The organism is Tepidiphilus sp. HLB4 (assembly GCF_054823945.1).
Genome location: NZ_JSYB01000018.1, coordinates 78,402 through 92,633, shown reverse-complemented (window position 1 = coordinate 92,633; position 14,232 = coordinate 78,402). Strand labels below are relative to the sequence as shown.

At 64.7% G+C, this 14,232-nt stretch carries 15 protein-coding genes and 1 tRNA gene; all 16 read right to left on the bottom strand.

Features of this window, described 5'->3' with window-relative positions; genetic code table 11:
- Nucleotides 1-49 precede the first annotated feature (49 nt).
- Nucleotides 50-2,050 (bottom strand): NADH-quinone oxidoreductase subunit L, encoded by a 2,001-nt coding sequence (gene nuoL / locus OA56_RS04840; RefSeq protein ID WP_461583773.1) that lies wholly within the window; start codon nt 2,048-2,050, stop codon nt 50-52.
- A gap of 13 nt (nt 2,051-2,063) precedes the next feature.
- Complete coding sequence (gene nuoK, locus OA56_RS04835) at nt 2,064-2,369, bottom strand: NADH-quinone oxidoreductase subunit NuoK (protein ID WP_055423550.1); 306 nt, start codon at nt 2,367-2,369, stop codon at nt 2,064-2,066.
- A gap of 13 nt (nt 2,370-2,382) precedes the next feature.
- A complete protein-coding gene (locus OA56_RS04830) occupies nt 2,383-2,979 on the bottom strand; it encodes an NADH-quinone oxidoreductase subunit J (protein ID WP_055423525.1) in 597 nt (198 codons plus the stop codon).
- 19 nt (nt 2,980-2,998) lie between these two features.
- The gene (gene nuoI, locus OA56_RS04825) at nt 2,999-3,484 is read right to left on the bottom strand and encodes an NADH-quinone oxidoreductase subunit NuoI (RefSeq protein WP_028874905.1); all 486 of its coding nucleotides are present in this window, start codon (nt 3,482-3,484) and stop codon (nt 2,999-3,001) included.
- A 13-nt stretch (nt 3,485-3,497) separates the two neighbouring features.
- Nucleotides 3,498-4,550, bottom strand: coding sequence for an NADH-quinone oxidoreductase subunit NuoH (nuoH, locus tag OA56_RS04820; RefSeq protein WP_198289026.1), 1,053 nt, complete (start codon nt 4,548-4,550; stop codon nt 3,498-3,500).
- Nucleotides 4,547-6,859, bottom strand: a complete 2,313-nt coding sequence (gene nuoG, locus OA56_RS04815) for an NADH-quinone oxidoreductase subunit NuoG (RefSeq protein ID WP_461583770.1) — start codon at nt 6,857-6,859, stop codon at nt 4,547-4,549. Before nuoG ends, nuoH begins: the two co-directional genes overlap by 4 nt.
- The gene (gene nuoF / locus OA56_RS04810; RefSeq protein WP_461583768.1) at nt 6,853-8,172 is read right to left on the bottom strand and encodes an NADH-quinone oxidoreductase subunit NuoF; all 1,320 of its coding nucleotides are present in this window, start codon (nt 8,170-8,172) and stop codon (nt 6,853-6,855) included. Before nuoF ends, nuoG begins: the two co-directional genes overlap by 7 nt.
- Nucleotides 8,169-8,648 carry an NADH-quinone oxidoreductase subunit NuoE gene (gene nuoE, locus OA56_RS04805; RefSeq protein WP_055423522.1) on the bottom strand — a complete coding sequence of 160 codons (480 nt, stop codon included), beginning with the start codon at nt 8,646-8,648 and terminating at the stop codon, nt 8,169-8,171. Before nuoE ends, nuoF begins: the two co-directional genes overlap by 4 nt.
- 20 nt (nt 8,649-8,668) lie before the next feature.
- Nucleotides 8,669-9,922, bottom strand: coding sequence for an NADH-quinone oxidoreductase subunit D (locus tag OA56_RS04800; RefSeq protein WP_461583766.1), 1,254 nt, complete (start codon nt 9,920-9,922; stop codon nt 8,669-8,671).
- Nucleotides 9,915-10,517, bottom strand: coding sequence for an NADH-quinone oxidoreductase subunit C (locus tag OA56_RS04795; protein WP_461583764.1), 603 nt, complete (start codon nt 10,515-10,517; stop codon nt 9,915-9,917). The genes OA56_RS04800 and OA56_RS04795 overlap by 8 nt, the downstream gene beginning before the upstream one ends.
- Nucleotides 10,518-10,536: 19 nt before the next feature.
- Nucleotides 10,537-11,013, bottom strand: coding sequence for a NuoB/complex I 20 kDa subunit family protein (locus OA56_RS04790; protein ID WP_461583762.1), 477 nt, complete (start codon nt 11,011-11,013; stop codon nt 10,537-10,539).
- Between the two features lie 4 nt (nt 11,014-11,017).
- Nucleotides 11,018-11,392 carry an NADH-quinone oxidoreductase subunit A gene (locus OA56_RS04785; protein ID WP_461583760.1) on the bottom strand — a complete coding sequence of 125 codons (375 nt, stop codon included), beginning with the start codon at nt 11,390-11,392 and terminating at the stop codon, nt 11,018-11,020.
- A 159-nt stretch (nt 11,393-11,551) separates the two neighbouring features.
- Nucleotides 11,552-11,636, bottom strand: a tRNA-Leu gene (locus OA56_RS04780).
- A gap of 51 nt (nt 11,637-11,687) precedes the next feature.
- Complete coding sequence (gene secG / locus OA56_RS04775) at nt 11,688-12,032, bottom strand: preprotein translocase subunit SecG (protein WP_461583758.1); 345 nt, start codon at nt 12,030-12,032, stop codon at nt 11,688-11,690.
- An 11-nt stretch (nt 12,033-12,043) separates the two neighbouring features.
- Nucleotides 12,044-12,805, bottom strand: coding sequence for a triose-phosphate isomerase (gene tpiA, locus OA56_RS04770; RefSeq protein WP_461583756.1), 762 nt, complete (start codon nt 12,803-12,805; stop codon nt 12,044-12,046).
- Nucleotides 12,802-14,187, bottom strand: coding sequence for a phosphoglucosamine mutase (gene glmM / locus OA56_RS04765; protein WP_461583754.1), 1,386 nt, complete (start codon nt 14,185-14,187; stop codon nt 12,802-12,804). Before glmM ends, tpiA begins: the two co-directional genes overlap by 4 nt.
- Between the last annotated feature and the right edge of the window lie 45 nt (nt 14,188-14,232).

Here is a 14,232-nt window from a genome sequence, read left to right as displayed (position 1 = left end):
CCGTGTGCGCGTCGTCGTTGTATCGTGAAAACCGGGAATCGATCCCGCCTCAATGCCCGCGGTAGATGAACCAGAGCAGCACCACCATGCCGACGATCATCGCGAAGGCGTAATGGTAGAGCCGCCCCGTCTGCAGCGAGCGCGCCGAACCGGCGATCTCGCCCACCATCGCCGCCGAGCCGTTGACCACCGCCCCGTCGATGATGGTGCGATCGCCGATCTGCCACAGGAAGCGCCCGAGCAGCCGTGCCCCGCCGGCGAAGACCACCTCGTTGAAGCGGTCAAAGTAGTACTTGTTCTCCAGCAGCACGTAGATCGGGCGGAACGTGCGGGCGAAGAATTCCGGCACCTGCGGCCGCACCAGGTAGCAGAACCAGGCGAGCACCACGCCGGCGAGCGCGAGCCAGAAAGGCGCGGCCGTAAAGCCGTGCAGCGCCATCGCCAGGGGCCCGTGGAACTCCTCGGCGAGCTTCTCCATGGCCGGATGTCTCTCGGCGAGCACGCGGATGGCGTCGCCGAACCAGCCGCCGTAGAGCATGGGCTCGATCGTGAAGTAGCCGATCACCACCGAAGGGATGGCGAGCAGCACCAGCGGCACCGTCACCACCGGGGGCGACTCGTGCGGCTTCTCTCCCGGCGCGAGTCCGTGGTGTTCGTCGTGTCCGTGCGCTTCGTGCCCATGGTGCGCCTTGCCGAAGCGCTCTTTGCCGTGGAAGACGAGGAAGTACATGCGGAAGGTGTAGAAGGCCGTGACGAAGACGCCGGCGAGCACGCAGAAATAGGCGTACCCCGCGCCGAAGACGTTCGCCTCGGCCACCGCCTCGATGATGGTGTCCTTGGAATAGAACCCGGAGAAGAAGGGCGTGCCGATGAGGGCGAGCGAGCCGATGAGCGCCGTGATCCAGGTGATGGGCATGTACTTGCGCAAGCCCCCCATGTTGCGCATGTCCTGGTCGTGGTGCATGCCGATGATGACCGAACCGGCGGCGAGGAAGAGCAGCGCCTTGAAGAAGGCATGCGTCATGAGGTGGAACGCCGCCGCCGAATAGGCCGATGCCCCCAGCGCCACCGTCATGTAGCCGAGCTGCGACAGGGTCGAATAGGCCACCACGCGCTTGATGTCGTTCTGCACGATCCCGAGAAAACCCATGAAGAGCGCCGTGGTGGCGCCGATGATCAGCACGAAGGAGAGCGCCGTGTCGGAGAGCTCGAAGAGCGGCGACATGCGCGCCACCATGAAGATGCCGGCCGTGACCATGGTTGCGGCGTGGATGAGCGCCGAGATCGGCGTCGGACCTTCCATCGAATCCGGCAGCCACACGTGCAGTGGAACCTGGGCCGATTTGCCCATGGCGCCGACGAAGAGTGCGATGCAGATGGCGGTCACCAGCGGCCAACCGGTGACCGTCTCGGTGAGCCCCGCCAGATGTTCGGCCTTGGCGAACACCTCGGTATAGTCGAGCGAGCCGGCGTAGGCCGCCACCAGCCCGATGCCCAGGAGGAACCCGAAGTCGCCGACGCGGTTGACGAGGAAAGCCTTGAGGTTGGCGTAGATGGCGCTGGGGCGTGTATACCAGAAACCGATCAGCAGGTACGACACCAGACCCACCGCTTCCCAGCCGAAGAAGAGCTGCAGAAAGTTGTTGGCCATCACCAGCATCAGCATCGAGAAGGTAAAGAGCGAGATATAGCTGAAAAAGCGCGTATAGCCCGGGTCGTCGGCCATGTAGCCGATGGTGTAGATGTGCACCATCAGCGACACGAAGGTGACCACGAGCATCATCATCACCGTGAGAGGATCGATGAGAAAGCCCACCTGGAAGGAGAGCCCGTCGCTCGTGCCCCAGACATAGAGCGGCCCGTTGAAGGTATTGCCGGCCTTGACGTCGAAATAGATCGCCACCGAGGCGAGGAAGGCCACGAGCACCCCGAGGATGGTCACCGTGTGCGCCCCGCGGCGACCCACCCAGCGTCCGAAGAGCCCCGCGACGATGGAACCTGCCAGCGGCGCGAGCGGCACCAAGGGATAGAGCGTTTTCATTTCGTTCATCGCGCTCATCGGATCAACCCTTCAGTTGGTCGAGGTCATCGACGTGGATGGTGCGGCGGTTGCGGAACAGCACCACCAGGATCGCCAGCCCGATGGCGGACTCGGCCGCCGCCACCGTCAGGATGAAGAAGACAAAGATCTGGCCGTGGATATCGCCGAGATAGCGCGAGAAGGCAACGAAGTTCGTATTGACCGCCAGCAGCATCAGCTCGATGGCCATCAGCAGCACGATCAGGTTCTTGCGGTTGAGAAAGATCCCCACCACGCTGATCGCGAACAGGATCGCGCCGAACACCAGAAAATGGGACAAGGTCAGCATCATGTCTCCCCGCTCACTCTTTTTCCGCGGGCATGGAGATCACCCGCAGCCGATCGGCCGCCTTCACCTTCACCTGCTCGGCCGGATCGAGATAACGCGCGTCCTTGCGCTTGCGCAGCGTCAGGCTCACCGCGGCGACCATCGCCACCAGCAGCACCATGGCCGCGATTTCGAACGGATAGGCATAGACGGTATAGAGCACCCGTCCAATGTCGGCGGTGTTGCTCGCATCGGCCGGCAGGGGCACTGGCGCCGGCGCTTGGCGGAAGAAGTCGCCCGTGAGCACCAGCACCATCTCGACCACCAGCACCGCCGCCACCAGCAACCCCAGCGGCAGGTTGGACCAGAAACCCTCGCGCAGTCGGTCGATGTTGATGTCGAGCATCATCACGACGAAGAGGAAGAGCACCATCACGGCGCCCACATAGACGAGCACGAGCGCGATGGCCAGGAATTCCGCCTCGAGCAAGAGCCAGATCGCCGCCGAGGAGAAGAAGGCGAGCACCAGAAAGAGCGCGGCATGCACCGGGTTGCGCACCAGGATCACGCCCAGGGCCGCGGCCACCGCGATCGCGCCGAAGAGGTAGAACACGACGGTTTGGAATTCCATGGCCTGTCCTTTTCCCGTCTCAACGATACTTCGCGTCGGCCGCCCGGTCGGCGGCGATCTGCGCTTCGTACTTGTCGCCCACCGCCAGCAGCATCTGCTTGGTGTAATAGAGGTCGCCGCGCTGCTCGCCGTGGTACTCGAACACCCGCGTCTCGACGATGGCATCGACCGGGCAGGCCTCTTCGCAAAACCCGCAGAAGATGCACTTGGTCAGATCGATGTCGTAGCGCGTGGTGCGGCGCGACCCGTCGGCGCGCGGCTCGGCCTCGATGGTGATGGCCATGGCCGGGCAGATCGCCTCGCACAGCTTGCAGGCGATGCAGCGCTCCTCGCCGTTGGGATAGCGGCGCAGCGCGTGCAATCCCCGGAAACGGGGGCTTTGCGGCGTGCGCTCTTCGGGATATTGCACCGTAATCTTGCGGGCGAAGAAGTGCCGCCCGGTCACGGCGAGCCCCTTGAAGAGCTCTTTCAGGAACAAGGTTCCGATCAGGTTGTGCGCGCCCATCGTATGATTCTCCTCAGCGCCAGATCGACAGCGGCGACAACATCCACACCGTCACCACGAACAGCCAGATCAAGGTGACCGGCACGAAGACCTTCCAACCCAAGCGCATGATCTGGTCGTAGCGGAACCGCGGGAAGGTGGCGCGGAACCACAGGAAAAGGAAGAGGAAGACCGCCGCCTTGATGACCAGCCAGTGCAGGCCGTCGGGCAGGAATCCCACGGGGGAGAGCCAGCCGCCGAAGAAGAAGATCGAGGTGAGGAAAGAAACCAGGATCATGTTGGCGTATTCGGCGAGGAAGAAGAGCGCGAACGCCATCCCCGAATACTCCACCATGTGCCCGGCGACGATCTCGGATTCACCCTCGACCACGTCGAAGGGGGCGCGGTTCGTTTCGGCCACGCCCGAGATGAAGTACACCACCGCCAACGGCAAGAGCGGCAGCCAGTTCCAGGAAAGGAATCCCAGACCCATCTGCGCGAATCGCCCCTGCGCCTGCGAATGGACGATGTCCTGGAAGTTGAGACTGCCGGCGATGAGCAGCACGCAGATGAGCGCGAAGCCCATCGCCACCTCGTAGGAGACCATCTGCGCCGAGGCGCGCATCGCCCCGAGGAAGGGGTACTTGGAGTTGGAGGCCCAGCCGGCGATGATGATGCCGTAGACCTCGAGCGAGGTGACCGCGAGCAGGAAGAGCACGCCGGCATCCATGTTCGCGATCCACATCCCTTCGCCATAGGGAATCGCCACCCAGGCAAGCAGAGCCGGCGTGAGTGCCATGATCGGCCCGATCACGTACAGCGCCTTGTTCGCCTGCGTGGGGAAGATCACTTCCTTGAAAAGGAGCTTCAGAGCATCGGCGATCGGCTGCAGCCACCCCTTGGGACCGACGCGGTTCGGTCCGATGCGCACCTGCATGTAGCCGATGACCTTGCGCTCGGCGAAAGTGAGATAGGCCACGGCCAGCATGAGGGGGATGAGGAGCACGACGATCTTCAAGAGCACCCAGACCGTCGGCCAGGCCGGGCCGAACCAAGAGGCGAGGGTTTGCCAGGTCGATTCCATCATGCACGCTCCACGCTCAGCACCGCCCACGGCCTTCCCGCCTGGGCGAACACCCCATCCAGAGCCAGCAGTACGGCGCCCGGCGGCACGCTCGCGTCCAGCGCCGCCTCGGCCACACACCCGGCACCCACGGCGACCCGATCCCCCTCGGCTACCTTCAGCGCCTGCGCCGTATCCGGATGAATCCGCGCCAGACGCAGACGCCGCGCCTCGGCCGTCTGCTGCAGCGGCGGGGAACGGCGCACGATCGGATCACGCGCGTAAGGATGTGCGAGCGGGATGCGCTCCAGCCCTTCGCCGGCAGGCCGCGTCGCGGCCAGGAAGCCGGAAGCGCCGCTGTGCGCGAGCCGCGCCTGCCAGCCTTCGGGCAGGGCCTCGGCCTTCACCTCTTCCGAGCTCTGCTGGGCGAAGCCGGCGAATCCGAGCATCGCACCGATGGCGCGCAGCACCTTCCACCCCGGCCGGGTCTCCCCTTTGGGGCGCGCCACGGCGGTGAAGGACTGCGCCATGCCGGCAAGATTGACGAAGGTGCCGGATGTTTCGGTGAAAGGCGCCACCGGCAGCAGCACGTCGGCACAGGCGCGCAGCGCCTCGCCGGCGTAGGGGGTGAGCGCCACCACGGTGCGCGCGCGCTCGAAGGCGTTGCGCGCCGCCGCCTGATCGGCGAAATCTTCCGGTTCGAGGTGCAGCAGCAGGTAGGCCCGGCGCGGCTGTTCAAGCGAAGCGAGCGCCGTCTCGGCCCCGATCGCCCCCACGAGCTGCGCCCCGACGGCATTCGCTCCGGCCGGCAGCCAACCCAGCGTCGCCCCCGTGAGCTGGGCGAGCTCGGATGCGAGCGATTCGATCGCCGCTGCATCCGGATGCGCCAGAGCGAGCGCTCCGAGCCAAATCGCCCGGCGCTCTCCCGAGAGCAGCTGCTGGGCGAGCGCCCGTTCGGCCTCGTTTGGCGCCGCGGCCGCCTCAGCCACGGCCGGCAGGGTCACGCCTTTTTCCTCGGCCACAGCGCGCACGATAGATGCGAGCCGCGCCACGAATTCGCTCGGTTTGGCCACGAGGCGCGGCGCGACCGGCAGGCGCCAGTCGTCGGCGACGAAATCGAGCGCAGCCACCTTGAGCCTGCGTTTGGCCGCCTGACGCACGCGATGCGCGAGAAGCGGTAGTTCCTGGCGCAGGGCCGAGCCGATCACGAAAAGGCGATCGAGCTCGGCGATAGCGGCATAGTCCATGCCGAGCCAGGCGGCGGCCCCGCGGGCGGCGTCGGCTCTGGCATCCAGCCGATCGGGACGCGCATCGACCAGACCCACGCCCAACGCCTCACCCAAACGCTTGAGCAGATGGAGCTCTTCGACGGTAGCCATGGGATGAGCGAGGAAGGCCGCCTGCTGCGCCCCCTCTTCGTCGATGACGCTCTTGAGGCGATTGACCGCCACTTCGAGCGCCGTCGCCCAATCGACTTCGACCCATTGGCCGTCTCGCTTGACGAGCGGGGTCGTGAGCCGGTCGGCCGCTTCGAGCCCGGGATAGGCAAACCGGTCGCGATCGGAGAGCCAGCATTCGTTGATGGCTTCCACCTCGAGCGGCAGCACGCGCTTGACCACGTCGTGGCGCGACTGCACGATGAGGTTGGCGCCAAAGCCGTCGTGCGGGCTCACCGAGCGGCGACGGGTGAGTTCCCAGGTACGCGCGCGGTAGAGGAAGGGCTTGGAAGTCAGCGCACCGACCGGGCAGAGGTCGATGATGTTGCCCGAGAGCTCGGAGTCGATCGTGCGCCCGAGGAAGGGCATGATCTCGGCCCGCTCGCCGCGGAACGCCTGTCCCATCTCCTGGTAGCCGCCGATCTCGTCGAGGAAGCGCACGCAGCGGGTGCAGTTGATGCAGCGCGTCATGAACGTCTGCACCAGCGGCCCGAGATCCTTCTCGTGTACGACCCTTTTCTCTTCCTGATAACGGGAGGCGGTTTGTCCGTAGCCGACGGCCAGATCCTGCAGCTGGCACTCACCGCCCTGGTCGCAGATCGGGCAGTCGAGGGGGTGGTTGATGAGGAGGAACTCCATCACCCCTTTCTGCGCCTTCACCGCCGCTGGCGAGTACGTATATACCTTCATGCCGTTGGTGGCGGGCGTGGCGCAAGCCGGCAGCGGCTTGGGCGCCTTTTCGACCTGCACCAGGCACATGCGGCAGTTGGCGGCGATCGACAGTTTCTTGTGATAGCAGAAGTGCGGGATGTAGATGCCCAGCTTCTTTGCCGCATCCATCACGGTGCTGCCGTCGTCGACCTGGACCGGCTTCCCGTCGATTTCGAGTTCTAGCATGACGGCCCCACGTAGATTTCACTTCCCGCCCGCTGCACTTCGGGCGGCACCAGACACTGCTTGTGCTCGATGTGATGCTCGAATTCGCTGCGGAAGTGCTTGATGAAGCTCTGCACCGGCATCGAGGCCGCATCTCCCAATGCGCAGATGGTGCGCCCCATGATGCTGCCAGAAACCGACTCGAGCAGATCGAGATCTTCGGGCCGTCCCTGCCCGTGCTCGATGCGATGCACGACGCGGTAGAGCCAGCCGGTGCCCTCGCGGCAAGGGGTGCATTGCCCGCAGGATTCTTCGAAATAGAAGTAGGAGAGGCGCTCCAGGGCCTTGACCATGCAGGTGGTCTCGTCCATCACGATCACCGCGCCCGAACCGAGCATGGAACCGGCCTTGGCGATGGAATCGTAGTCCATCGTGCATTGCATCATGATCTCGGCCGGCAGCACCGGGGCCGAGGAGCCGCCGGGAATCACCGCCTTGAGCTTGCGCCCCCCGCGCACGCCGCCGGCCATCTCCAGCAGCTCGGCAAAGGGGGTGCCCAGAGGCACCTCGTAGTTGCCGGGACGATTGACGTGACCGGACACGGAGAAGATCTTCGTGCCGCCGTTGTTGGGCTTGCCGAGGTTGAGGAAGGCTTCGCCGCCCATCTGCAGGATGAAAGGCACGGAGGCGAAGGTCTCGGTGTTGTTGATGGTGGTGGGCTTGCCGTAGAGGCCGAAACTCGCCGGGAAAGGCGGCTTGAAGCGCGGCTGCCCCTTCTTGCCTTCGATCGACTCGAGCAGCGCCGTTTCCTCGCCGCAGATGTAGGCGCCATAGCCATGATGCGCGTAGAGGTCGAAGGAGAAATCGCTGCCGAGGATATTCTCGCCGAGGTACCCCGCGGCGCGGGCTTCCTCGAGCGCCTCTTCGAAGCGCAGATAGACTTCGAAGATTTCACCGTGGATGTAGTTGTAGCCGCGCCGGCACCCCATGGCATAACCGGCGATGATCATGCCCTCGATGACGGCGTGCGGGTTGTAGCGCAGGATGTCGCGATCCTTGAAAGTGCCCGGCTCGCCCTCGTCGGAGTTGCATACGACGTACTTCTCGCCAGGAAATTGCCGCGGCATGAAGCTCCACTTCAGGCCGGTGGGGAAGCCCGCACCGCCGCGGCCGCGCAACCCCGAAGCCTTGACTTCCTGGATCACCTGCTCCGGCGGCACTTTCTCCGCCAGGAGCCGGCGCAGGGCCGAGTAGCCGCCGCGCGCTTCGTAGTCTTTTAGCCGCCAGGTGCGGTCGCCGTCGAGTCCTTTGAGGATCAGTCCTTGCGCGCTCATTTGGCCCTCAGCTGCTCGATGAGCTGGTCGATCTTTTCCTTCGTCATCCAGCTGCACATGTGGTGGTTGTTGACGAGCATCACCGGAGCGTCGCCGCAGGCCCCCATGCACTCGCCTTCCTTGAGCGTGAAGAGACCGTCGGGCGTGGTCTCGCCGAAGTCGATGCCGAGCTTCTGCTTGAGGTATTCGGCGGCATGGACTCCGCCCGAGAGGGCACACGGCAGGTTGGTGCACACGGTGATCTTGTGCTTGCCCACCGGTTCGAGATCGTACATGTTGTAGAAGCTCGCGACCTCATAGGCGGCTACCGGCGGGATCTCGAGATAGTTGGCGACGAATTCGATCGTCTCCGGGGCGAGCCACCCCTTCTCTTCCTGCGCGATGCGCAGCGCCGCCATCACCGCCGAACGCTTCTGGCCTTCGGGATACTTGGCGATTTCGCGATCGATGCTCGCGAGCGACTCTTGACTCAGCATGGTCGTGCGTTCTCCCCGTCTCAGCGGTCGATTTCGCCGAAGACGATGTCCATGGTCCCGATGATCGCCACCACGTCGGCGACGAGATGCCCCCGCGCCATGCGGTCCATCGCCGACAGATGCGCGAAACCCGGCGCGCGCAGCTTGACGCGGTAGGGCTTGTTGGCGCCGTCGGAGACGGCATAGACGCCGAATTCGCCTTTGGGATGCTCGACCGCAGCATAGACCTCACCCGGCGGCACGTGGATGCCCTCGGTCATCAGCTTGAAGTGGTGGATGAGCTCTTCCATCCCTTCCTTCATCTTGGCCCGCGGCGGCGGGGCCACCTTGTGGTTGTCGGTGATCACCGGGCCCGGGTTCTTGCGCAGCCAGTCGATGCACTGCTTGATGATGCGGTTCGATTGGCGCATCTCTTCCATGCGCACCAGGTAGCGGTCGTAGCAGTCGCCGTTGGTGCCCACGGGAATGTCGAATTCGAGCTGGTCGTAGACCTCGTAGGGCTGCTTCTTGCGCAGGTCCCAGGCCACGCCGGAGCCGCGCAGCATGGGTCCGGTGAAGCCCCAGGCGAGCGCCTGTTCGGGCGAGACGACGCCGATGCCGACGGTACGCTGCTTCCAGATGCGGTTGTCGGTGAGCAGCTCGTGGTAATCGTCGAGATAGCCGTCGAAACGCTGTGTGAAGTCTTCCAGAAAGTCAAGCAACGATCCTTCGCGGTTGCGGTTGAGCTCGCGCACCCGCTTCTCGTCCTTGACTTTGCTCACCTGGTACTTCGGCATCTGGTCGGGCAGGTCGCGATAGACGCCGCCCGGCCGGTAATAGGCCGCATGCATGCGCGCGCCGGAGACCGCCTCGTACGCATCCATGAGGTCTTCGCGCTCACGGAAGGTATAGAGCATCATCGTCATCGCGCCAATGTCAAGAGCATGACTTCCGATGTTGAGCAGGTGATTGAGGATGCGCGTGATCTCGTCGAACATCACCCGGATGTACTGGGCGCGGATCGGCACCTCGATGCCGAGCAACCGTTCGATGGCCATGCAGTAGGCATGCTCGTTGCACATCATCGAGACGTAGTCGAGCCGGTCCATGTAGGGGACAGACTGCACCCAGGTGCGCGTTTCGGCAAGTTTCTCGGTGCCGCGGTGCAGCAGCCCGATGTGCGGGTCGGCGCGCTCGACTACCTCGCCGTCGAGCTCGAGAATGAGCCGCAGCACGCCGTGGGCCGAGGGGTGCTGCGGACCGAAGTTGATCGTGTAGTTGCGAATCTCAGCCATGGTCGACGTCCCCGTAGTGGGCTTCGCGCACGATGCGCGGCGCGTTGACGCGCGGCTCGATCGTGACGGGTTGGTAGATCACACGGCGCAAATGGGGGTCGTAACGCATCTCGACGTGACCGCTCACCGGGAAATCCTTGCGCAGCGGATGCCCCACGAAGCCGTAATCGGTGAGGATGCGCCGCAAGTCGGGGTGCCCCTCGAAGAGGATACCGAAGAGGTCGAACGCTTCGCGCTCGTACCAGTCGACGCTGGGCCAGACCTCGATCAGCGAAGGAAGCACGGGAAATTCGTCGTCTTCGGCGAAGGTCTTGAGACGCAGGCGCACGTTGTGCTGCAACGACAGCAGGTGCACGGCCACGGCGAAGCGCGGGCCGGGCCACGGGCGATTGCCGTAGCCGGAATAATCGAGACCGGAGAGGTCGATGAGCTGCTCGAAAGCCAGATCGGGATGATCGCGCAGCAGCTCGGCCACCACGGGATAGTCGGCGGCGCTCACCCGCAGCGTGACCTCGCCACGATCGACGAGCACCTCGAGCGCCTTCTCGCCGAGCACCTCCTGCAGGGTTTGCGCCAAACGTTCGATGCGACTCATGGGCAGGATCTCCGGGGCTTCAGCGCGCGATGGTCGAGGTGCGCTTGATCTTGTTCTGCAGCTGGATGATGCCGTAGAGCAGCGCCTCGGCCGTAGGCGGGCAGCCAGGCACGTAAACGTCTACTGGCACGATGCGATCGCAGCCGCGCACCACCGAGTAGGAGTAATGATAGTAGCCGCCGCCGTTGGCGCACGAGCCCATCGAAATCACCCAGCGCGGCTCGGGCATCTGGTCGTAGACCTTGCGCAGCGCCGGGGCCATCTTGTTGCACAGGGTGCCGGCAACGATCATCAGATCGGATTGACGCGGACTGGGACGAAAGACCACGCCGAAACGGTCGAGATCATAGCGCGCACAACCGGCATGCATCATCTCCACTGCGCAACACGCCAGACCGAAGGTCATCGGCCATAGCGAGCCTGTGCGTGTCCAGTTGATCACCGTATCGAGTGAAGTGGTGAGAAACCCTTCGCGCATGACACCTTCGATGCTCATCGTTTCACTCCCAGTCGAGCGCGCCGTTCTTCCACTCGACGACGTAGCCGATTACCAGCACCGCCAAGAAAATCATGACGGTACCGAACACATAGAGCGCGTGCGTCCCCTCGGCGATCATCTCTTTGAAGACCACCGCCCAAGGGAAGAGGGAGGCGATTTCGAGATCGAACAGGATGAAGAGGATCGCGATCAGGTAGTAGCGGACGTCGAAGCGGATGCGCGCATCCTCGAAAGGCTCGAAGCCGCACTCATAGGGCGAGAGTTTTTCCGGATCGGGCCGCCGCGGGCCGAGCAACCAGCCGAGCAAAACCGGCGCCATGCTAAAGAGCAGCGCGACCACGAGAAACACGAACACCGGAAAGTAATTCTCGATCATGATCACCTCTCGGCTGCTCCGCTCGTCGGGAATACGGTCTCATGATAGCGCAAAACCTGCCGCTCTTCAGAGCCCAGACGAACGAAACCCGGCGTTGTCGTTGTTATTTATTTATCATAGATTCGACGAAAAAAAAGCAGCGGTTTCGGCTGCTTTTCCTGGTGCCGACGGTGAGACTCGAACTCACACGGCTTGCGCCACCACCCCCTCAAGATGGCGTGTCTACCAATTCCACCACGTCGGCTTGCGTAGTTCGCGAATTATAGCGGAAGCACGCGTTTTTGCAAGCGCTCTTTTACTGCGGCACGGCCGGCGCCTGAGAAGGCGCAGGGGCCGACGACTGCGGCACCGGTTCGGCGGGAGCGCTTTGCATGATGCTCCCCTGCCCTTCGACGCGGCGATGGCTTGCGAGGTAGGTGAGCGTCAAGCTCGTGAGGAAGAAGAGCGTGGCGAGCACCGCCGTGGTGCGGCTGAGGAAATTCGCTCCGCCGCTTGCGCCGAAGAGGCTCGCCGAAGAGCCTCCGCCAAAGGCCGCGCCCGCATCGGCCCCCTTGCCCCGCTGCAACAGCACCAGCACGATGAGCGCGACGGCGATGATGACGTGGATCGTCAAGACGACGGAAAACCAGAGTCCAGACATGATTCGTTTCCTTATCCTCGAGCCACCGCGGCACCGGCCGCGGCAACGATGGCAATGAATTCCTCGACGACGCGCGAAGCCGCCCCGACGAGCGCGCCATCGCACCCCGGCACGGCGAAAACCCCTTGGGCGTTGTCCGCCTTGACGCTGCCCCCATAGAGGATCACGACCTCTTCGGCCGGCAGCCCGAGCGCCATGAGCCGCTCACGCAAGAAGGCGTGCGCCTCGGCGATGTCGGCCGGCGCGGCCACGTGTCCCGTGCCGATCGCCCAGACCGGCTCGTAGGCAAACCAGGCGCGGGAAAGTTTCTCGGGACCGAGCCGGGCGGCGAGCGCCGCCACCTGCCGGCCGAGCGTCTCGCGCCATCCGCCTGCCTCGCGCTCGGCGAGCGTCTCGCCGACGCAGACCACGGGCCGGACGTTTGCCGCCAACAAACGATCGATTTTATCAGCAATCCGCTCGTCCGTCTCGGCAAAAAGCTGACGCCGCTCCGAATGTCCCACGAGGGCGTAGCGACAACCGAATTCGGCAAGCATTCCGGCGTGCACTTCTCCGGTATAGGCCCCGGCGCCAAAGGGGCTGACGTTCTGCGCCCCCCAGCCGATCGCCGTGCCCTCCAGCACCGCCCTCGCCTGGGCAAGAAAAGGAAAGGGGACACAGACGCCGACCTCGACACCGGCCGCCGGCGGATGAGCGGCCAGCGCGGCGAGCAGGACGGCGTTGCTCGCCGTATCCCCCAAGGACTTCCAGTTGCCGAGCACGATCTTCTTCATGGGTTCGCTCCCGAACGCATCGATGCGTTTTCCGCGACGAGCGAGGCTTCGACCGCGGCGGCGAGGTCCTCGGCCCAGCGCCGTACGAGCGCGGCGTCGCGCCCTTCCACCATCACGCGCAACAGCGGCTCGGTGCCGGACGGGCGCAATAAAATCCGTCCCTCCTGCGCAAGATCGGCCTGGGCGGCGCGGCAGGCCTCCACCACCGCAGGCTGTGCCTGCCAATCGTAGCCGCGCGGCACCGGAACGTTGCGCAAGACCTGAGGATAGCGCACGAGATCGGCGCAGGCTTGCGCCAAGGTCTCGCCCCGGCGTCGCAGGGCGGCGAGCACCTGCAGGGCGCTCACGATGCCGTCCCCCGTGGTATGGACCTCGCGGCACAGCAGGTGCCCCGAATTTTCGCCGCCATAGCTCCAACCCCGCTCGCGCAGCGCCTCGGCGACGTAGCGATCACCCACCTTGGCGCGCACGAGTTTCACGCCGAGCCGTTGCAAGGCGTGCTCCAGCCCCAGATTCGACATGAGCGTACCGACCACGCCTTCGATGAATCCCCCGGAGAGCACCCGATCGCGCACGATCACGTAGAGGAGCTCGTCGCCGTCATAGAGACGGCCCTCGGCATCGGCCATGATCACCCGGTCCCCGTCGCCGTCGAGGGCGATGCCCAGATCCGCCTCGTGCGTGCGGACCATGGCCTGCAGGTATTCGGGATGCGTCGCCCCGACGCCTTCGTTGATGTTGAAGCCGTTGGGCTGGTTGGCGAGCGCCACCACCTCGGCGCCCAGTTCGTGGAATACCGCCGGGGCCACCTGATAGGCCGCGCCATGGGCACAATCGAGCACCAGCCTCAGCCCTTCGAGCGACATCGAAGCGGGGAACGTGCTCTTGCAGAACTCGATGTAGCGGCCGGCGGCATCGTCCAGCCGGCGGGCGCGGCCCAGCTCGTGCGCCTCGCGGCAGACGAGCGGCGCCTCGAGCGCCGCCTCGATCTCGGCTTCCAGCGCATCGGGCAGTTTCTCGCCGTCGGGGCCGAAAAACTTGATGCCATTGTCGGGATAGGGATTGTGCGAGGCGCTCACGACCACGCCGGCTTCCAGCCGCAGGGCGCGGGTGAGATAGGCCACCCCCGGCGTCGGCAAAGGACCACACAGCACCACGTCGACGCCGGCTGCCGACAAACCGGCCTCCAACGCCGACTCGATCATGTAGCCGGAGATGCGCGTATCCTTGCCGATGAGCACTGCGGGGCGCTTGGCAGCACTGCGTGATTGCCGCGCGAGCACCCGCCCGGCGGCATGGCCCAACTTCAAGATGAAATCCGGCGACATCAGCGGCTCGCCGACGCGGCCGCGAATGCCATCCGTACCGAAATAACGACCCATCCTTACCCCCGGATGACAGAGGGTGCGAATTGTCGCATGAAATCA

Coding starts and splice junctions, on each gene's coding strand:
- nuoL (WP_461583773.1), bottom strand. CDS start 2,050: ATGAACGAAATGAAAACGCTCTATCCCTTGGTGCCGCTCGCGCCGCTG.
- nuoK (WP_055423550.1), bottom strand. CDS start 2,369: ATGCTGACCTTGTCCCATTTTCTGGTGTTCGGCGCGATCCTGTTCGCG.
- OA56_RS04830 (WP_055423525.1), bottom strand. CDS start 2,979: ATGGAATTCCAAACCGTCGTGTTCTACCTCTTCGGCGCGATCGCGGTG.
- nuoI (WP_028874905.1), bottom strand. CDS start 3,484: ATGGGCGCGCACAACCTGATCGGAACCTTGTTCCTGAAAGAGCTCTTC.
- nuoH (WP_198289026.1), bottom strand. CDS start 4,550: ATGATGGAATCGACCTGGCAAACCCTCGCCTCTTGGTTCGGCCCGGCC.
- nuoG (WP_461583770.1), bottom strand. CDS start 6,859: ATGCTAGAACTCGAAATCGACGGGAAGCCGGTCCAGGTCGACGACGGC.
- nuoF (WP_461583768.1), bottom strand. CDS start 8,172: ATGAGCGCGCAAGGACTGATCCTCAAAGGACTCGACGGCGACCGCACC.
- nuoE (WP_055423522.1), bottom strand. CDS start 8,648: ATGCTGAGTCAAGAGTCGCTCGCGAGCATCGATCGCGAAATCGCCAAG.
- OA56_RS04800 (WP_461583766.1), bottom strand. CDS start 9,922: ATGGCTGAGATTCGCAACTACACGATCAACTTCGGTCCGCAGCACCCC.
- OA56_RS04795 (WP_461583764.1), bottom strand. CDS start 10,517: ATGAGTCGCATCGAACGTTTGGCGCAAACCCTGCAGGAGGTGCTCGGC.
- OA56_RS04790 (WP_461583762.1), bottom strand. CDS start 11,013: ATGAGCATCGAAGGTGTCATGCGCGAAGGGTTTCTCACCACTTCACTC.
- OA56_RS04785 (WP_461583760.1), bottom strand. CDS start 11,392: ATGATCGAGAATTACTTTCCGGTGTTCGTGTTTCTCGTGGTCGCGCTG.
- secG (WP_461583758.1), bottom strand. CDS start 12,032: ATGTCTGGACTCTGGTTTTCCGTCGTCTTGACGATCCACGTCATCATC.
- tpiA (WP_461583756.1), bottom strand. CDS start 12,805: ATGAAGAAGATCGTGCTCGGCAACTGGAAGTCCTTGGGGGATACGGCG.
- glmM (WP_461583754.1), bottom strand. CDS start 14,187: ATGGGTCGTTATTTCGGTACGGATGGCATTCGCGGCCGCGTCGGCGAG.